Origin of the sequence: Methanofervidicoccus sp. A16, from assembly GCF_003351865.1 — an archaeon.
Classification (GTDB): domain Archaea; phylum AGJL01; class Methanococci; order Methanococcales; family Methanococcaceae; genus Methanofervidicoccus.
On the sequence record NZ_CP022242.1, the window covers coordinates 605,673 to 621,369 of the forward strand.

General features: G+C 35.9%; 16 protein-coding genes. 3 read left to right on the forward strand and 13 right to left on the reverse strand.

Annotation, left to right across the window (positions count from 1 at the left end; all coding sequences use genetic code 11):
- Window positions 1-981 precede the first annotated feature (981 nt).
- From cofG to CFE53_RS02820, 4 genes are all read right to left on the reverse strand, one after another.
- Window positions 982-2,076: a 7,8-didemethyl-8-hydroxy-5-deazariboflavin synthase subunit CofG gene (gene cofG, locus CFE53_RS02805; protein WP_148120381.1), complete on the reverse strand. Its 1,095-nt coding sequence runs from the start codon at window positions 2,074-2,076 to the stop codon at window positions 982-984.
- Window positions 2,066-2,983: a dihydroorotate dehydrogenase gene (locus CFE53_RS02810; protein WP_148120382.1), complete on the reverse strand. Its 918-nt coding sequence runs from the start codon at window positions 2,981-2,983 to the stop codon at window positions 2,066-2,068. The genes cofG and CFE53_RS02810 overlap by 11 nt, the downstream gene beginning before the upstream one ends.
- Before the next feature lie 2 nt (window positions 2,984-2,985).
- Entirely contained in the window at window positions 2,986-3,390 is a 405-nt protein-coding gene (locus tag CFE53_RS02815; RefSeq protein WP_148120383.1) for an Rpp14/Pop5 family protein, read from the reverse strand.
- A 493-nt stretch (window positions 3,391-3,883) separates the two neighbouring features.
- Entirely contained in the window at window positions 3,884-4,438 is a 555-nt protein-coding gene (locus CFE53_RS02820) for a GMP synthase subunit A (protein ID WP_148120384.1), read from the reverse strand.
- Between the two features lie 78 nt (window positions 4,439-4,516).
- Here CFE53_RS02820 and CFE53_RS02825 point away from each other — a divergent pair, with 78 nt between their 5' ends.
- Window positions 4,517-4,795, forward strand: coding sequence for a PRC-barrel domain-containing protein (locus CFE53_RS02825; protein WP_148120385.1), 279 nt, complete (start codon window positions 4,517-4,519; stop codon window positions 4,793-4,795).
- Window positions 4,796-4,798: 3 nt separating this feature from the next.
- On the opposite strand, the gene CFE53_RS02830 is transcribed toward CFE53_RS02825, so the two are convergent.
- The 4 genes from CFE53_RS02830 to cdhA form a co-directional block, all read right to left on the reverse strand.
- Complete coding sequence (locus CFE53_RS02830) at window positions 4,799-5,389, reverse strand: flavodoxin family protein (RefSeq protein ID WP_148121136.1); 591 nt, start codon at window positions 5,387-5,389, stop codon at window positions 4,799-4,801.
- A 24-nt stretch (window positions 5,390-5,413) separates the two neighbouring features.
- Window positions 5,414-5,872 carry a 4Fe-4S dicluster domain-containing protein gene (locus CFE53_RS02835; protein ID WP_148120386.1) on the reverse strand — a complete coding sequence of 153 codons (459 nt, stop codon included), beginning with the start codon at window positions 5,870-5,872 and terminating at the stop codon, window positions 5,414-5,416.
- A gap of 9 nt (window positions 5,873-5,881) precedes the next feature.
- Window positions 5,882-6,319: a carbon monoxide dehydrogenase beta subunit family protein gene (locus CFE53_RS02840; protein ID WP_148120387.1), complete on the reverse strand. Its 438-nt coding sequence runs from the start codon at window positions 6,317-6,319 to the stop codon at window positions 5,882-5,884.
- Between the two features lie 184 nt (window positions 6,320-6,503).
- Complete coding sequence (cdhA, locus tag CFE53_RS02845; protein ID WP_371678275.1) at window positions 6,504-8,840, reverse strand: CO dehydrogenase/acetyl-CoA synthase complex subunit alpha; 2,337 nt, start codon at window positions 8,838-8,840, stop codon at window positions 6,504-6,506.
- A gap of 209 nt (window positions 8,841-9,049) precedes the next feature.
- Here cdhA and CFE53_RS02850 point away from each other — a divergent pair, with 209 nt between their 5' ends.
- Entirely contained in the window at window positions 9,050-9,556 is a 507-nt protein-coding gene (locus tag CFE53_RS02850; protein WP_148120389.1) for a chorismate pyruvate-lyase family protein, read from the forward strand.
- Window positions 9,557-9,567: 11 nt separating this feature from the next.
- Complete coding sequence (amrS, locus tag CFE53_RS02855; RefSeq protein WP_148120390.1) at window positions 9,568-10,602, forward strand: AmmeMemoRadiSam system radical SAM enzyme; 1,035 nt, start codon at window positions 9,568-9,570, stop codon at window positions 10,600-10,602.
- Between the two features lie 448 nt (window positions 10,603-11,050).
- Here amrS and cobY read toward each other — a convergent pair whose 3' ends face one another.
- From cobY to pyrE, 5 genes are all read right to left on the reverse strand, one after another.
- Window positions 11,051-11,698 (reverse strand): adenosylcobinamide-phosphate guanylyltransferase, encoded by a 648-nt coding sequence (cobY, locus tag CFE53_RS02860; RefSeq protein ID WP_148120391.1) that lies wholly within the window; start codon window positions 11,696-11,698, stop codon window positions 11,051-11,053.
- A gap of 217 nt (window positions 11,699-11,915) precedes the next feature.
- Window positions 11,916-13,319 (reverse strand): adenosylmethionine--8-amino-7-oxononanoate transaminase, encoded by a 1,404-nt coding sequence (gene bioA, locus CFE53_RS02865; protein WP_148120392.1) that lies wholly within the window; start codon window positions 13,317-13,319, stop codon window positions 11,916-11,918.
- A 165-nt stretch (window positions 13,320-13,484) separates the two neighbouring features.
- Complete coding sequence (locus tag CFE53_RS02870; RefSeq protein ID WP_253254771.1) at window positions 13,485-13,910, reverse strand: DUF2120 family protein; 426 nt, start codon at window positions 13,908-13,910, stop codon at window positions 13,485-13,487.
- Between the two features lie 9 nt (window positions 13,911-13,919).
- Complete coding sequence (locus CFE53_RS02875; RefSeq protein ID WP_148120393.1) at window positions 13,920-14,915, reverse strand: UPF0104 family protein; 996 nt, start codon at window positions 14,913-14,915, stop codon at window positions 13,920-13,922.
- 233 nt (window positions 14,916-15,148) lie between these two features.
- Window positions 15,149-15,676, reverse strand: coding sequence for an orotate phosphoribosyltransferase (gene pyrE, locus CFE53_RS02880; protein WP_148121138.1), 528 nt, complete (start codon window positions 15,674-15,676; stop codon window positions 15,149-15,151).
- Window positions 15,677-15,697 lie beyond the last annotated feature (21 nt).

The window sequence follows — 15,697 nt, forward strand, 5'->3', positions numbered from 1 at the left end:
TTTTTCTTTTAAATAATCTATAACCATCGAGGATATTGGATACAAAAAACAATAACCTTAGTTCCCATTAAGATTGTGATTAGAAGAATAATAAAAAATAATAAAAATCTTACCCTAGTTCCCATCAAAAGAATAGTTTAAAAGATTAATAAAGATAATAATTATAAAATAATAAAAATAATAAAGAAAAGATTTTAAAATAAAAACTTCTATAATCTCAGGTATACCATTTTAAAAAGAAGATTGAAGGAGAATTTCGGAAAGATCTCGGAATATTTTAATGATTCTTATTTTCATAGTTTCTTTTAATCACTACTGATGGAAACTAAGGTAGTAATCCTAACTAGTTTCTCCAGTGTCCAATATAGAAAGAAAGAGTTATTTTATTTTTTACCTTTTATTAATTTCCTCTTAAACTTTTATTATTTTTATTATAATTATTATTTTTTAATCACTACTTTGATGGGAACTGGGGTTATTATTCTTATTATAATAATCATTAATTTTTATTATTCTTCTAATCACGATCTTGATGGGAACTAAGGTTAAAAATCTTAAAGAGTAATAATAAAATAATTCTGAAGGAATGGAGATAAAAAAGTTAAATAACCTTAAATTCCCATTCTAAGTAATGATTTAAATAATAAAAAAGACTGAAAAAAAATGATTAAAATTAATGCTATCTATTAAGAAGAATCTACTTCACTTCCATAGCATCTTAGAGCATTCCAGGAAATTATCTTTTATTCTGATTTTAATACCCTTCTTTTTATACTTTTATTTTTTATAATTATTATTGTTCTTATCAGAATTTATACGGTAAAAAAGCAAAATATTATCCTTATCCTCCAATTTACCCAAGTACTGTAAAAGTAGAGCAGGATTCCTATTAATTCCTCTCCTTAAGGGAGTTTTTTACCTTTTACTACTTTTTTATTATTCTAATTATTTTTATTATTTTATCATTTTTAAATTATTTTTTTATTCATCCCTATAAAAACTGTAGATCTTATCCAAAACCCTCTCACTTAACCACTCCCTACTTATATACCTATCGTACACTGGCAACCTCTCCCTCAATTTATAACCTACCTCCTCTGTATACTTCCTTAAGGTTTCAATCTCAGGCCATGGTGCCTCTGGATTTACATAGTCCTTTGTAATTGGAGACACCCCTCCCCAGTCATCGACACCTGCAAGTAGGAACAACTGCCCAGTCTCCCTGTTCAGATTAGGTGGCACCTGGATAGATACCTCTGGAGGTAGTATCATCTTGGCTACTAATATCACCTTCAACATCTTGAAAGGTGAAGGTTCTTTGAAGTTCTCCATAGGGATACCTCTCTTAGATCTGAAGTTCTGGATTATAACCTCCTGGATATGTCCATACCTCTCTGATAACTCCCTAATATCCATAAGGGATCTGACTATCTCCTCACTGTTCTCCCCAATACCCACTAAGATACCTGTTGTAAAGGGTATCTTCAACTTACCTGCGTTCTCTATCATCTCTAAACGTTTCTTAGGATCTTTACCTGGACTGTTTTTGTGGGCTATGGTATTTATCAACCTCTCACTGGAGTTCTCCAGCATAATACCCATGGAGGCATTAACCTCCTTCAACATCTTCAACTCCTCGTACTCCAAGAGGCCACAGTTTGTATGAGGTAGTAAGTTGGTGTTGTTGAGGCACCAATCCTCCAGATGATAGAGGTACTCTAAGATACTCTCGTAACCCATCCTCTTTAACTCCTCCCTTATCTTAGGATGCTCATCCACCCTCTCCCCAAAGGTAAATAGTGCCTCTTTACATCCGTATCTATCTCCCTTTAGAAGTACCTCCTTAACCTCCCTCTCCCTCATAAGTTTATAATTCTCACTCCTGAAGGTACAGTACCCACAGAAGTTCCTACACCAGTTGCACAATGGAATAAATACGTTCTTGGAGTAGGTAATATACTTCTTTCCCTTCTCCCTTTCAATAACTAACTTTAAAGTGTTGATAACAGTTGTAGGATCCCTGCACTCTAAAAAACCTACATAGTCCTCAAAGTGTTTAAATACCTCAGAACTCATGGGCCTTCCCCACTATATCCTTTATCTTCAAGTTGTTCTCAATTAGATACTCCTCCAACTCCCTACATATCTTGTAGAATATATCGTAACCTCTGTAATACACCCCAGTACCTACCTGTACAGCGGTGGCACCTGCCATCATAAATTCAACAACATCGTATCCTGTTGTAATACCTCCCACCCCAACTATAGGCACATCTACAACGGTGTATATCTCATAAACGCACCTTATCGCTATAGGTTTTATAGATTTCCCAGACATACCTCCAAATTTGTTGCCAAGTACAGGCCTACCAGTCTTTATATCTATAACCATCCCTGGACCTAAGGTGTTTATTGCAGTAATGGCATCTGCACCCCCATCAACCACCGCTATTGCAATCTCCTTTATATCACTTACATTGGGAGTAAGTTTTACCATCACAGGTATATCTACACTATCTTTAACACTTGAAACCACCTTATAGGATAGATCTGGATCCTGGCCTATCTGAGCACCGTAACCCCCTCCAGCGTGAGGACAGGAGATATTCAACTCTAAAAGATCTACGTAGGGCTCCATAATCTCTGCCACCTGCGAGAACTCCTTAGGATCCTTCCCGTATATAGAGCCTATAATTTTTACGTCTATCCTCTTTAAATAATCCCTTATACCCTCCAACTCCTTAATATACTCTTTAACTCCAGGGTTTGGTAGTCCCATTGCATTTAGAAATCCCCCCTCAACCTCCACTATAGTTGGATTTCTATGGCCAGACCTCTTTTCCAGCCCAACAGATTTTGTACATACAGCCCCCGCCCCATTCTTCGCCATCCTCTTCAAAGCAGATCCAGTTTCCCCCATAACCCCCGCCGCCAGGAATACAGGGTTTTTAAAACATATGCCACACATCTCGATCTTTAACATAGTTATCCCTTATTTTTCTTTTCCCTCTTCTTCATCCTTATAACCTTATAGTACTCTATATGAGGCTCCTTTAAGAATTTCTCCCTGGATTTTTTAATGGAACCAGAAACCCCCAACACTATTATATTTATAGGTTTATCCTTATACTCGTTAAACGTTATCAATGCAGATTTTACAAAATCCACCTCATCCCTCTGCACCCTCAGAAGTCCCTTTGGATGGTTATAACTTATTAACCAGGGATTACTCTTTGAGCACCCCCATATACCGTAGTAGTTGATAATCGCAGATCTAACTATTTGAACTACTTCGTTGTTGGATAACTCCTCTGGATATATGATCTTAAAAGATATGTATCTCTTCTTTTCCCTTAAAGTTGGAGGTAAGGTTTTAAGTGATGTTGTCATGATCTTACCTGATGAGTTTTAATATATACTATTATTTTAAAACTCTAATTCCTCAAGATAGTAATTAAAAGAATAATAAATAATAATAATTATCATAATATAAAAAATAAAAGTAATAATTCTTACCTCCTAGGCTAAATTATACACTGGAAACTGGTAAAATCCCCTTTAATTATATTTTAAAAACCTTTTCCATATAAAAAGATTAATCTAACCCTAATTCCCATGAAGATTGTGATTAGAAGAATAATGAAAATAAATATTATAAAAAATAATAAAAGTTTAAGGGTAATAATAATGTAATCTTACTTCCCATCAAACATAATATAGGAGATATTCAGAGGATCATTCTCCTTCAATCTTCTTTTTAAAATTTTTTGTATCTAGGATAATGGAAGTTTTTTGTTTTTTAACATTTTTTTATTTTTTTATTTTATTTTTATAATTATTCTTATTATTCTTTAAAAATTATCATTTTGATGAGAATTAGGGTTTAATCTACTCTACAAACATTACAGAAGTTTTTCAAGATCTCTGGACCATACTCGGTATGGGAGACCTCTGGATGGAATTGTACGCCATATATAGGTTTCTCCTTATGTTTCATAGCCTCCACGCTACAGATATCAGAGTATGCTAAAACTTTGAAATCCTTAGGTGGTACTTTAACCTCATCCCTGTGGGAGGCCCAGGCTGTAAATTCCCTTGGAACATTCTTAAATATATCGTTCTCCTCCTTTACGTATATCTTAGTGTATGCGTACTCCTCCATCTCCGCCCTTCCAACTACTCCACCATAGGCCTTACATATCAACTGATGCCCCAAACATATACCTAGTATTGGAACCTTTGCATTCAAGATAATATCTATACACTTCGAAGCCCTCTCGATATCTGGCCCTCCACTTAGTATAATCCCTTTTACCTCTTCTCCAATATCTTCGGGAGATATAGTATTAGGAACTACCTTTGAGGGCACCCCTAAGTATCTCAAACTTCTATGTATTCTATGAACGTACTGACCTCCATTGTTTATTATCAAAATCATTTTTATCACTTTTAACTTTTTATATAAAATAAAAATAATTATTATTATTATTTTTTATTATTAAAATGAGGTGAGATTATGACTAAGATACCCTTTAGAGAACTCTGTGGAAAATCTATAATAGGTAATATGGGAGGTATCATAGGAAAGGTAACAGATGTTGTCTTCGACGAAAATACTGGAAAAATAATCTCTTTAGATATAGAACCTTCAGAAAATAGCCCAATACCTTCCTCAGATGAGTACTATAAATTGATACCCTTTAAGATAGTTTTAGGTATAAAAGATGTAGTAGTAATTGATGAAAGTAAAATAAACAGTGTTAAAATAATAAGTAAAGAAGAGGAAGAGGAGTAAATATTATCTAGTACTCTTCAAAGTGTCTAAGAATCTCTTTAAGGTTTTCCTTAGAGATCTTAACCCTTCCTCATCCTCTACAACTCCTTCCTTCCCCTTATCTTTTGACCAGAATGTGGAACCTAAGTTGGCTCCAAAGGATCCCCCTCCTACAGGTATCATCTCGTTTATCATGTAGAAGTCGTGGATGGTTCTTAGTGCAATCTCCTGCCCCCCATTTCTATCTCCCCCTACAGCGATACCCATACCTACCTTGTTCTTCAAGATCTTGGGATCCCTTGCAACTATAGCCCTACACCTATCCATCAGTGTTTTCAACTGTCCTGTTATAGTACCTTGATATACAGGAGTGCCTATTATTACCCCATCTGCCCATATGAGGTTCTCGTAGAACTCCCCTAAGTCATCTTTGTGGATACATCCCTCCCTCTTTCTTACACAGTAATCACAGTGGATACAGAATTTTATATCCTTTCTGAAAACTGAGAAGTACCTTACCTCACAACCTTTCTCCTTTAGATACTCCAAGGCGTAATTGACTAAGTAGTGGGTACCCTGTGGTCTTGGACTACCACTTACACCGAAGATCCTTATCATACATACACACCTTAACTGTAATTAATGAAGTATCTCCTTTATCCCCTCTGAGAGTACCTTTATCAGTTTTTTCCTCTTAGGTTCCTTTATAGCCTCTAGACACTCATCACATATTAACTTTAGAGCCCTATCTCCACAGGCCTCCACACAGGCAGGAGTTATCCTCTCCACATCTAGACAGAGGGTACATTTATGGGCAACCTTGTCCTTTGTGAATATGGCTCCAATTGGGCAGGCTATCTCACACATACTACATCCTATGCATCTGTTCCTATCTACAACTGGTATATTATCTTTAAGATATATTGCATCTACAGGGCAGATATTCATACAGGGAGCATTTTCACACTGCATACAGAAGATAGGCACTCCCTCCGCCTTCTTTATCCTTGCCACCCCATGTACCTCTTCACATTTAACTACACAGTCGTTGCACTTTGAACACTTTGTAGGATCTATTACAACTATCTTAGGATTCATTACACCACCTTAGAGGTTATCTAACAACATCCTAAAACGTTTTATTGCCTCTATATGCTCATTATACTCCATATTTGGAAAGGAGTAGCGGGCATTTGGTATATACTTCCCATCGAGAGTTAAGGTTATCGTATTTGAAAAGTTTTTTAGATGAGAGAGTGCCTGATTTAGGTAGTAGTAGGTTATACCGATGAATATTACTAGATCGTAATCCTCCCTTGTTACCCTCTTTATAATATCTAAGAGGTTCATCTCCTTAGGTGTGTATATCTTCTTTATATTTAGATCCTCCAGGTATTTAACAGCCTCGCCCCCATTTTCCCCTATTACCAAGAGAGGTTTCTTACTCCTCTTAACCATACTAACTGCTATCTTTGTACTTACAACCTCTGCATGGTGTAGATTGGTACCTGCTGTAGGTTGATATGGAATATTCCTTCCCAACATACTTCCACCAGGAAAAAATTTATAAGACAAACCAACATGTCTGCCATATTCTGCCTATAACCCTTTTTAGAGACCTACTAGAGGAAATAATTATTAAAGAGGATCTGTTTATTTTCTTTAGTTTTGAAGATCTTAAAGATCCATTTTTAATTATTTTTAATTATTATAAAGATTTATATTATTTTTAATAAAGTAGAGTAGGCTCCTGAGGTATCTCTTTCCTTGGTTCCCAACCTTTCTCCTTCAGATACCCCATTATCTTATCCTTCAACATAAATGGTATATCCCTCTCTGTCCTTATGAACTTCTCCAGATCTGGAGGCATACAGTCGAAGTACTTCTCGTACAATGTTACATAGTGATATACCTTCATACTTCTACCTTTGTTTCCATCGTTAGGTCTCATACAGAGTTTTGGTATCATACAGAGGCACTCCTTGAAGTTCTCTGCAGCGGTTATCAGATGTTCAGGGGTAGGATCTATCTTTATAACCTTCTTAAGTTTCTTATCATACACCTCGAAGTCCTCCCCATCACTTAGGTACAGTCTCCTATACTTTATACCGTGAGGTCCAACTATTATTGGTATCCCCCATCTGTTGAACCCTGTTGCAATTGCTGCAGCCTTCTGACTCATGGCACCCCAGGCAACACCAACGGCTCCAACTCTATTTAATATGTAATCTGCAACCTGGGCGAAGTTGCCCTCCAATGGCAACTTGGCGAAGATGTTTGCGATCTTTATGGCGGCACCACTTACATGACAGTTGGATAGACATGGACCTGCATTGATCAGTCCCCCAGCCTTGAACTCCCCGGGGTACTTCTCATACAGTGTTTTACCGTCCTTATCCTTCCACATCCCTATGGACATAGAGGCACATCCTGCGGCGACTACTATATACTTCCTCTCAAGTAACTCCTTTGCCATCAGTGCCAACTCCTCCTCCCCATTTGGATAGTTAGTACATCCTGCAAATGCAACAACTCCAGGGATCTCACCGAAAACTATCGGTGCCCCTACCTTTCTGATCTCCACATCCTGTATTGGCCCCCTACCTGCCCTTACTCTAAATTCTAAACTGTGATAGAGTTCTCCAACCTTTGTTATCATAGATACAAGGGGCAGATCCCTCTCACACTCACTTTCACACCTTCCACAACTGTAGCACCTTTTATAGAGATCTGCAAGTTTTTCAAATCTACCCTCCTTGGCATCAATTATACTCTCCATCACATCGAAGGAGTTGGGACATACCCTATTACACCAACCACACTCTGTACACTTATTTGCAAGTGCCCTTATTCCCTCTAGACCTGGGAGACATCTCTCCTTCATACCTCTTCTACTCTTAAATAATATCCTTGCAAGTTCAACTGCCACCTTTCCTACCTTACTCTCATCTAAAACCAGCCCAGCCCCCTCCCTTAGTATCCTATTTATGATCTCGTCCTCACTTAGATGGGAGAGATCTTCTAAACCTAGACACATCTTGTCGTTGGTGGCAATTACCACAGATCCTGTTTTCTTCGCCTCTTCTAGGATATCCACTCTTATACACTGCTCATCTACTACAATTACATCTGCAACCCCACTCCTTATAAACATCAACTGCCTAGATAGTGGCCCTACTATCTTAGCATCACTACTGTATCTGGTGGCATCCAGTGCGGTACAACATATACCACAGACCTCTATCTCCTCCTCCAACCCCTTCTCTTCCATATAGTCTATTATGTAAGTACTAGGTACTACATTGTGTCCAATACAGAGGATTACAGGCTTATTAGTATCTATACAATTTATGCCCATATCTACAACAGGTGTCTCAATATCTCCCTTAGGCATACGATACCCAACTATTTGGGCTATATCTCCAACCTCCCTAACTACATCATCTAACATACCTGCATGGAGTGCCTTACTTTCAAAGTCTAGTACATCCCCCTCCTGTCCTGTATGGGTGGCAGAGAGTAGATGGGTAAGTTGCTCTTCACAGTACTCTAAAACCTTCTTTAAATCTCCAAGGGTTTTAACCCTCATTCCTGTTACAGTTCTTATTATAGGGGCCTCCACCTCTATACTGTTGCCGAGATCGATAGGATAGTCCTTTCCTAACTTCTTTATCAGAGTATCTACCAGATGTCTACAGTGTGCAGCGTGACAGGCAGTTCCAATACAGCATGCCAGTAGTACTGTCCTAGCCTGTTGTAGTTTCATATCAATTCCACAGGCCCCCTTCTTTCCCTTACTTAGATCACACTTTCCATATGTACAGAGGCAACACATATCACAGATGGGCATATAGAAGGGCTGGTACCTATTTAGGAGTTTAAAGTCCCAGTATCTTAGATCTGTTACCTTGGGCATAGGGTTGGGACCTTCTAGTTTCAATTCTTTATCAGTCTCCTCTATAAGTTCTTTTACAGTGATATTTCCCTTAATTTTCAGATTTTTAGATAGAATGGTAGGAGCGATTGCCCTCTTTATGTCTCTTTCAACTCTCATAAACTTCACCAGGCTACAATAATTTATCATTATTAATCATTATATTTTTTGTTTTTTCTGATAGTATATATATTTTTTTGTTAGTATATAGAAAGATGGTGCTACCAATAACCTTAATTTCTATTAGAAAAATCTTGATAAAAATCAATTATTATTAAAAATAAATATTATAAAATTTTTTATTTTTATTAAAATTATTATTTTTATTAGGTGAATGTCTAATGGTGTTAAAACCTTACAGAATTATAAATGAGTTATCTAAAAAGTATTCTCTTAGAAACGAGGAGAAGATGCTCTTAGGTACCGACGGAAGTGTTACTAACCTACTGGAGATTCTCTTCAACGATGAGATCACTGTGGAAACCATCAGTCAGAAAATAGTAGACGGTATAAACTACAGAAGTGTAATACTTAAGATTAAAGATACTCCCTTAGTATACGCCACCTCAAAGATCCCCCTGAAGAGTATCGAGGACAAAACATTAAGGGACAACATTAAGAGGGATCTACTATCTGCAGATATTCCTATCGGTAAGATCTTGAAAATACATAACTTGGAAACTCGGCGGGAGATAGTAGATATATCCTGTAAAGAGGTAGAAGAATCCGTTAGAAGGTACCTAAATACAGAGAAAAGAGTTCTTCCCCAGAGAACATACCATATTATATATAAGAGTAAGGTACTTATGGAGATCACTGAAATATTTAATGTTGGAGAACACCTATAATTGGGATAACTATGGTTATCAGAAAAAATGAAGAAAAACTCCACGAGGCTATGTACTACGAGCCTTTAGATAATAAATTAGTTAGATGCACCCTATGTCCCAGATACTGTGTAATTCCCCCCGGTAGAAGAGGTTTCTGTAGGTGTAGGGAGAACATAGATGGAAAACTCTACGCCATAAACTATGGTAAAGTATGTTCCGCCGCTGTAGATCCCATTGAAAAAAAGCCCCTCTATCACTTCTATCCAGGTTCCCTTACATTCTCTATAGCCACTGGAGGATGTAACTTTAGGTGTAAACACTGTCAAAACTGGGAGGTTAGCCAGAGGGCCCCTGACGAGATTATCTATACTACCCTCTACCCCGAGGATATAGTAAAGATGACACTAGAATATAGATGTGACGGTATATCCTACACCTACACTGAACCGACAGTATTCTACGAACTTATGTACGATACTGTGAATATAGCCAGGAGGAAAGGTTTATACAACGTCATGGTGACAAATGGATATATAAACGAGGAGCCCTTGAGAAACTTAAAGATAGACGGGATGAACATAGATATAAAAGGCAACGAGAGGTTTTACAGAGAGGTGTGTAGTGGATCACTGGAACCTGTTCTGAGAACTGCCGTACTCTCCAAAAAGATGGGTATCCATGTGGAGATAACTAACCTTATAATACCTACCTACAACGACAACATAGAGGATATTTTAAATATAATACACTTCGTAAGGGACTACTTAGGTAGAGATACACCTCTCCACTTCACAAGGTTCTTCCCAAGGTATAAGTTGTTAGATATCCCTCCAACACCTATAGAGGTTTTAGAAAGGGCTAGGAACCTTGCCTTAGAGGAGGGTTTAAAGTACGTCTATATAGGAAACGTCCCAGGACATGAGGGGGAGAATACCTACTGTCCAAAGTGTGGAACTCTACTTATAGACAGATCGAAATTTACAGGGATAATTATTAATATCGATAGAAGTTCTGGGATTCCAAAGTGTCCTAACTGTGGAGAGGTGGTGGATATAGTGATGTGATAAAAGTTTCAAATAAAAATAAAAACTAAAATAGAATTACTACAATTTACTTTTTTAAGATAGTTTAAAAAAAATAATAAAAATAACTATAAAAATAATAAAAATAAAAAATAAAGAAAATGTTTAAAAACAAAAAACTTTTATTATCCTAGATACAAAAATTTAAAAAGAAGATTGGAGGGGATGGTCCTCTGTATATCTTCTAATACAGGGATTTAGAATAGAATTTTTTATCTTACCTAAGTGCTCAAAAAGATCCTAAGGATATCTAATATTTTTATAATTGATTATTTTCATTATGATTTTTATAATTATAATGACTATCTTTTTATTATTTTTTTAATTACTACTATGGTGGGATAAGGTTATTTACTTTTTTATCTCCATCCCTTCAGAATTATTTTATTATTATTTCTCATAAGAATTTTTATTATTTTTTATTATTCTTCTAATCACAATCTTGATGAGAACTAAGGTATATAATATTATCTTTCTTAGTGTTATCATTATTTATACTCTTGATAATTGCCTCCGCTATTTCCCTCTCCTCTAAGGTATTCACATTTAGAATAGGTTCCTCTAGAATATACAGTTTTTCTACCTGTTCCCTATTTGCAGGATAGAGTATATTTATACCTATTGGGATGTACTTTCCCATGGCTACTGTAGACCTGCCAAGATACTTATCTCTCTCTACCACCACACAGAGGGCCTCTAAATCTCTATATTGAGACCTTAAGGTATAATATTCATCAACGATTTCATCTATAATCTTAGGAGTTATAGTAGGTATATCACAGGATACTACCATAAAAGGCTCTGAGAAATACCTCATAGAGTAGTTTATATCATAGATGTAGCCTTTTCCAGGAGTGTCAATTATTTTTATTCTTTTATTAGGATACTTCTTAGAAAGATATTCCTTAGTTTTTCTGGTATTTTTAGACACTGCAATGTATATATTCTCTATTTTGGAGTTTAGAAGGGAGTAAATTACGTAATCTATCATAGGTTTTTTTAAAATTGGTAATAGTGGTTTTTCTATTTTAACTTTTAGCCTACTACCTTTTCCACCAGCCATAAGTAGGGCATCCATATTTTCACAATTTTATTTTAATTAAATAAAATTAAAAATAATTATAATAATTAAAATTATAATTAGAATAAAAAATAGTTAAAATGAGGAGAAAAATAAAAAAGGTTTAAGGTTAACAGTATAGTACAAAACCAAGTAATATTTTATTTTTTACTGTATTTATTCTTTATTAAGTATTATCATTAATTTAATATTATATCATCAACTACTATACAAATTATCCCAATGTTTCCCTAATTGCCTCATAGAGATTTCTACATAGAAACTCTATCTCCTCCTCTGTAATAGTTAAAGGAGGAACTAATATTATGGTGTTAAGGATAGGTCTCATATATATACCTCTCTTAAGTAGGTTCTCTGCAACCTTATAGGCCACCTTCTCCCTGTATGGGTAGGGTTCCTTAGTTCTCTTATCTTTCACCAACTCAATACCTACCATAAAACCTCTCTTTCTAACATCTCCCACATGTTCCAACTCCTTCAACCTCTCTAACTCCCTATGGAACATCTCTATCTTCTTATTCACATTCTTAAAGAAGTTCTTCTCCTCTAATATCTCCAAGGTGGCAAGTGCCGAGGTACATAACAACTGATTTCCTGTATAGGTATGTCCATGGAAGAAATGTCTAAACTCTTCAAAATCTCCTAAGAATTGGTTGTATATTTCATCAGTTGTCATGGTAACTGCTAAGGGGAGATACCCTCCAGTTATTCCCTTTCCAATTGTAATTATATCTGGTTTAGATATGCTTCTTAACTCCTCCCTCTCGGAATAAAGATATCTACCAAGTCTTCCAAAAGTTGCAACCTCGTCTAATATAAATATTATACCCTCCTCCTTGGATCTCCTCGCCAACTCCTCTATGTAGTTATCTGGATATGGGATCATCCCAGCAGAGCCCATCACCCCCCCTTCAAGTATTATACAGAACAACTCATCTTTCTTCTCCTCCAAGAGTTTCAACATATCCTCGAGGCAGTCCATACTACACCCCTTCTCCATCCTCTCATCTGTATCCCTGAAGTTGTGGCCGTATCTACACCTGTAGCAGTAGGGAGGATTTCCATGATATCCCTTAAATAGGAGGGGCTTAAATAAACCGTGGAAGATCTCACTACCTCCTACACTCATGGCTCCAAAGGTATCTCCATGGTAGCCCTCCTTCACAGAGAGGAACTTAGTTCTCTTTTTATTTCCTTCAGGATCCTTTAACTGGTAGTACTGAAAGGCTATCTTAAGGGCGATCTCAACAGCCTCTGAACCATCCTCCGAGTAGAATACTTTAGTTAGATGAAGGGGGGTAATTTCAACAAGTTTCTTCGCCAGGAGTATAGAGGGAATATTACCACATCCCAAGAGAGTAGAGTGGCATATCTTATCTGCCTGTCTCTTTATCTCCTCAATAATTCTCTTTTCACTATGACCAAAGAGGTTGCACCATATCGAGGATACTGCATCTAAGTATCTATTCCCGTAGATGTCTATAAGGTAGTTGCCCTCCCCCCTCTCTATTATTAGATTTTTAAAGGGAGGATCGTACTCCTTCATCTGGGTGTATGGGTGCCATACGTACTTTTTATCCCATTGAGCAAGGTCTTCAGGGGTGTAATTCTCTTTCATGGTTTCACCTATGGTACTATTTTATCACAATTTGGTATGGCCTTTATTTAAAAAAGAAATAGAAAAATAAAATAAGGATGAAAATAAAAATTAGTTATTACTTATTTTTTATAATTATTATTAAAAATTAAAAGATTAATATTTAATTATATTATCTACTAAGATTTAACAGCATATTACCTCTACAAATTTAGGCTCCCTTTTTATCTTGTCGTACCACATACATATGCCTACTGTAATATCTCCCTTTCTACCAATTACATAATCACAGAGACATCCCATCTCCTCAAAAGATCTTTTTAATCTCTCAAAACCGAAGGTATCTGGGTATATACAGTTATCTCTACCTCCCAGTTTTTCATCTATTTTCTCTACGAACAACTCTATATCTTCTCTATTATTTACGATCTCAAAACCGTTCTCTTTCAATTTATCCTCTAAATACTCCTTAATTGAGTTGTACTCTTCAAACCTTTTATCCCTACAAATACCTCTAACAATTAAAAGGTCGTTTCTATCGTATATAGGCTTTGATCCTTTAAATGCCTCTAGGGATCTCATAATTTTTCCAGTGATGGCCTTTATAATCACTGTTTCACCTTACTTCTTTAATTTTCTTCTTATTATATAGTAGGCAACAAATCCAAACAACGTAGGTATTAGGTAAGATACCACCCTATCTAAGAGGGTTCCAGTAGTGGAGATGGAGTGAGGAATTCCAAAGTAGGAGTAGAGTGTTATAGATACAGCGTCAGATACTCCAAGACTACCTGGTAATGTGGGGAGGATACCTACAAGTAGGGAGACTAAGTAGGTTGAAGAGAGGGCTATTGGAGATACTCTATAACCAATGGACAGAAAGAGTATGTAATTTTTAAATATATCTAAAAACCACCAGAGAAAGGTAAGGATAAAGGGCATTACCATCTTTTTTCTATTGTTATGGAGAAAAAGTATATTCTGTTGTAGATCTTCTATCGACTTATAAATCTCCTTTTCAGGTATGTTTTTAGAAGATACATAGGATATTATCCTTATCAACTTTGATGCCACTTTGTAGGGGAGGGATCTATGCATTATAATATATACACTGATAACCATGAGGACACCTATTAATAACCACACTACCACAAGTTCTTCTACAAGGGGGATACCTTCTATCAGAAAGTACAGAATCACAAGAAGGGACAATACTAAAAAGGCAACAGTGTCTAAAACCCTTTCAACTATAACACTAGAGAAAGATATAGATTTTGGGATATTTTCCAACTTCGAGAGATAATAGGCTCTAAAAGGTTCACTCCCTCCTTTCATAGATGGGGTTATATTGTTTATAAACTGTCCCATCATAATCAGTAAAAAGAGGTTTTTAGAAGATGCTCTACAATTACTTATAGACAGGATAGTTTTCCATCTTAAAGTAAGTATATAACATCCTAAAAAATAGAGAAGTACCGCCAGTAAAAAGATAAGAGGGTCTGTAGATAGTAGTACAGATACAACCTCGGTGATTCCAACGTGTATGATTATGGCAAGAATAATAGTTAGCCCTAAGAAATATAGAAGAAAGGTTACTATCTTTTTCCTTAGACCCATTCTATCCCAATAACACTGTATTAAAATTTAAAAAATAAAAATAATTTTACTTAAAAATCCCTTAATTATGATTTTTAATCCACTCCTTTTCTTTAGGAGTATTTTTTCACCATATAGTTTAATTTAAAGTATTTAAAACTTACTCTATCTTAGTATCTTAAAAAGGTGGAATTTTAGTAAATTGGTTTATATGGCAGAGGCTATAGTATCGGAATATTAATTTCCAATACCTTTTACATCAATTCATCTACAGTAATTAAAGGTATTAACTTAACACCTATTTTTTCTAAGTTATCCTTGGCTCCCTCCCCTCTATCCACTACTACAAATACCCTATCAACAACTCCTCCCATGGATCTAATCTCCTCTACAGCCTTTATAACATTCCCTCCTGTGGTGGTAACATCTTCAACTAGGATAACCATATCCCCCTCTTTCAAATCCCCCTCTATCTTACTTTTAGTACCATAGTCTTTGGATTTTTTACGTATTATTATTAACTCCTTTTCTGTTTCAAGAGATACTGCAGTGGCTATTGGTACAGAACCTAATTCAATCCCTCCAATCTTTAAGTTTTTATTTTTTAACTCCTCATCTATATAATTACTTATCATTTTTGCGATAGTTTTTAATATCCTTGGATCTGTAATGGCCCTTTTAATATCTATATAGTAGTTACTCCTCTTTCCAGATGAAAGGATGAAATCACCAAATTTGATACAGCCTCTATTCTTTAGAGCATGTATTAACTCTTCTTTCAACTTTTTTATATCCTTTTCTTC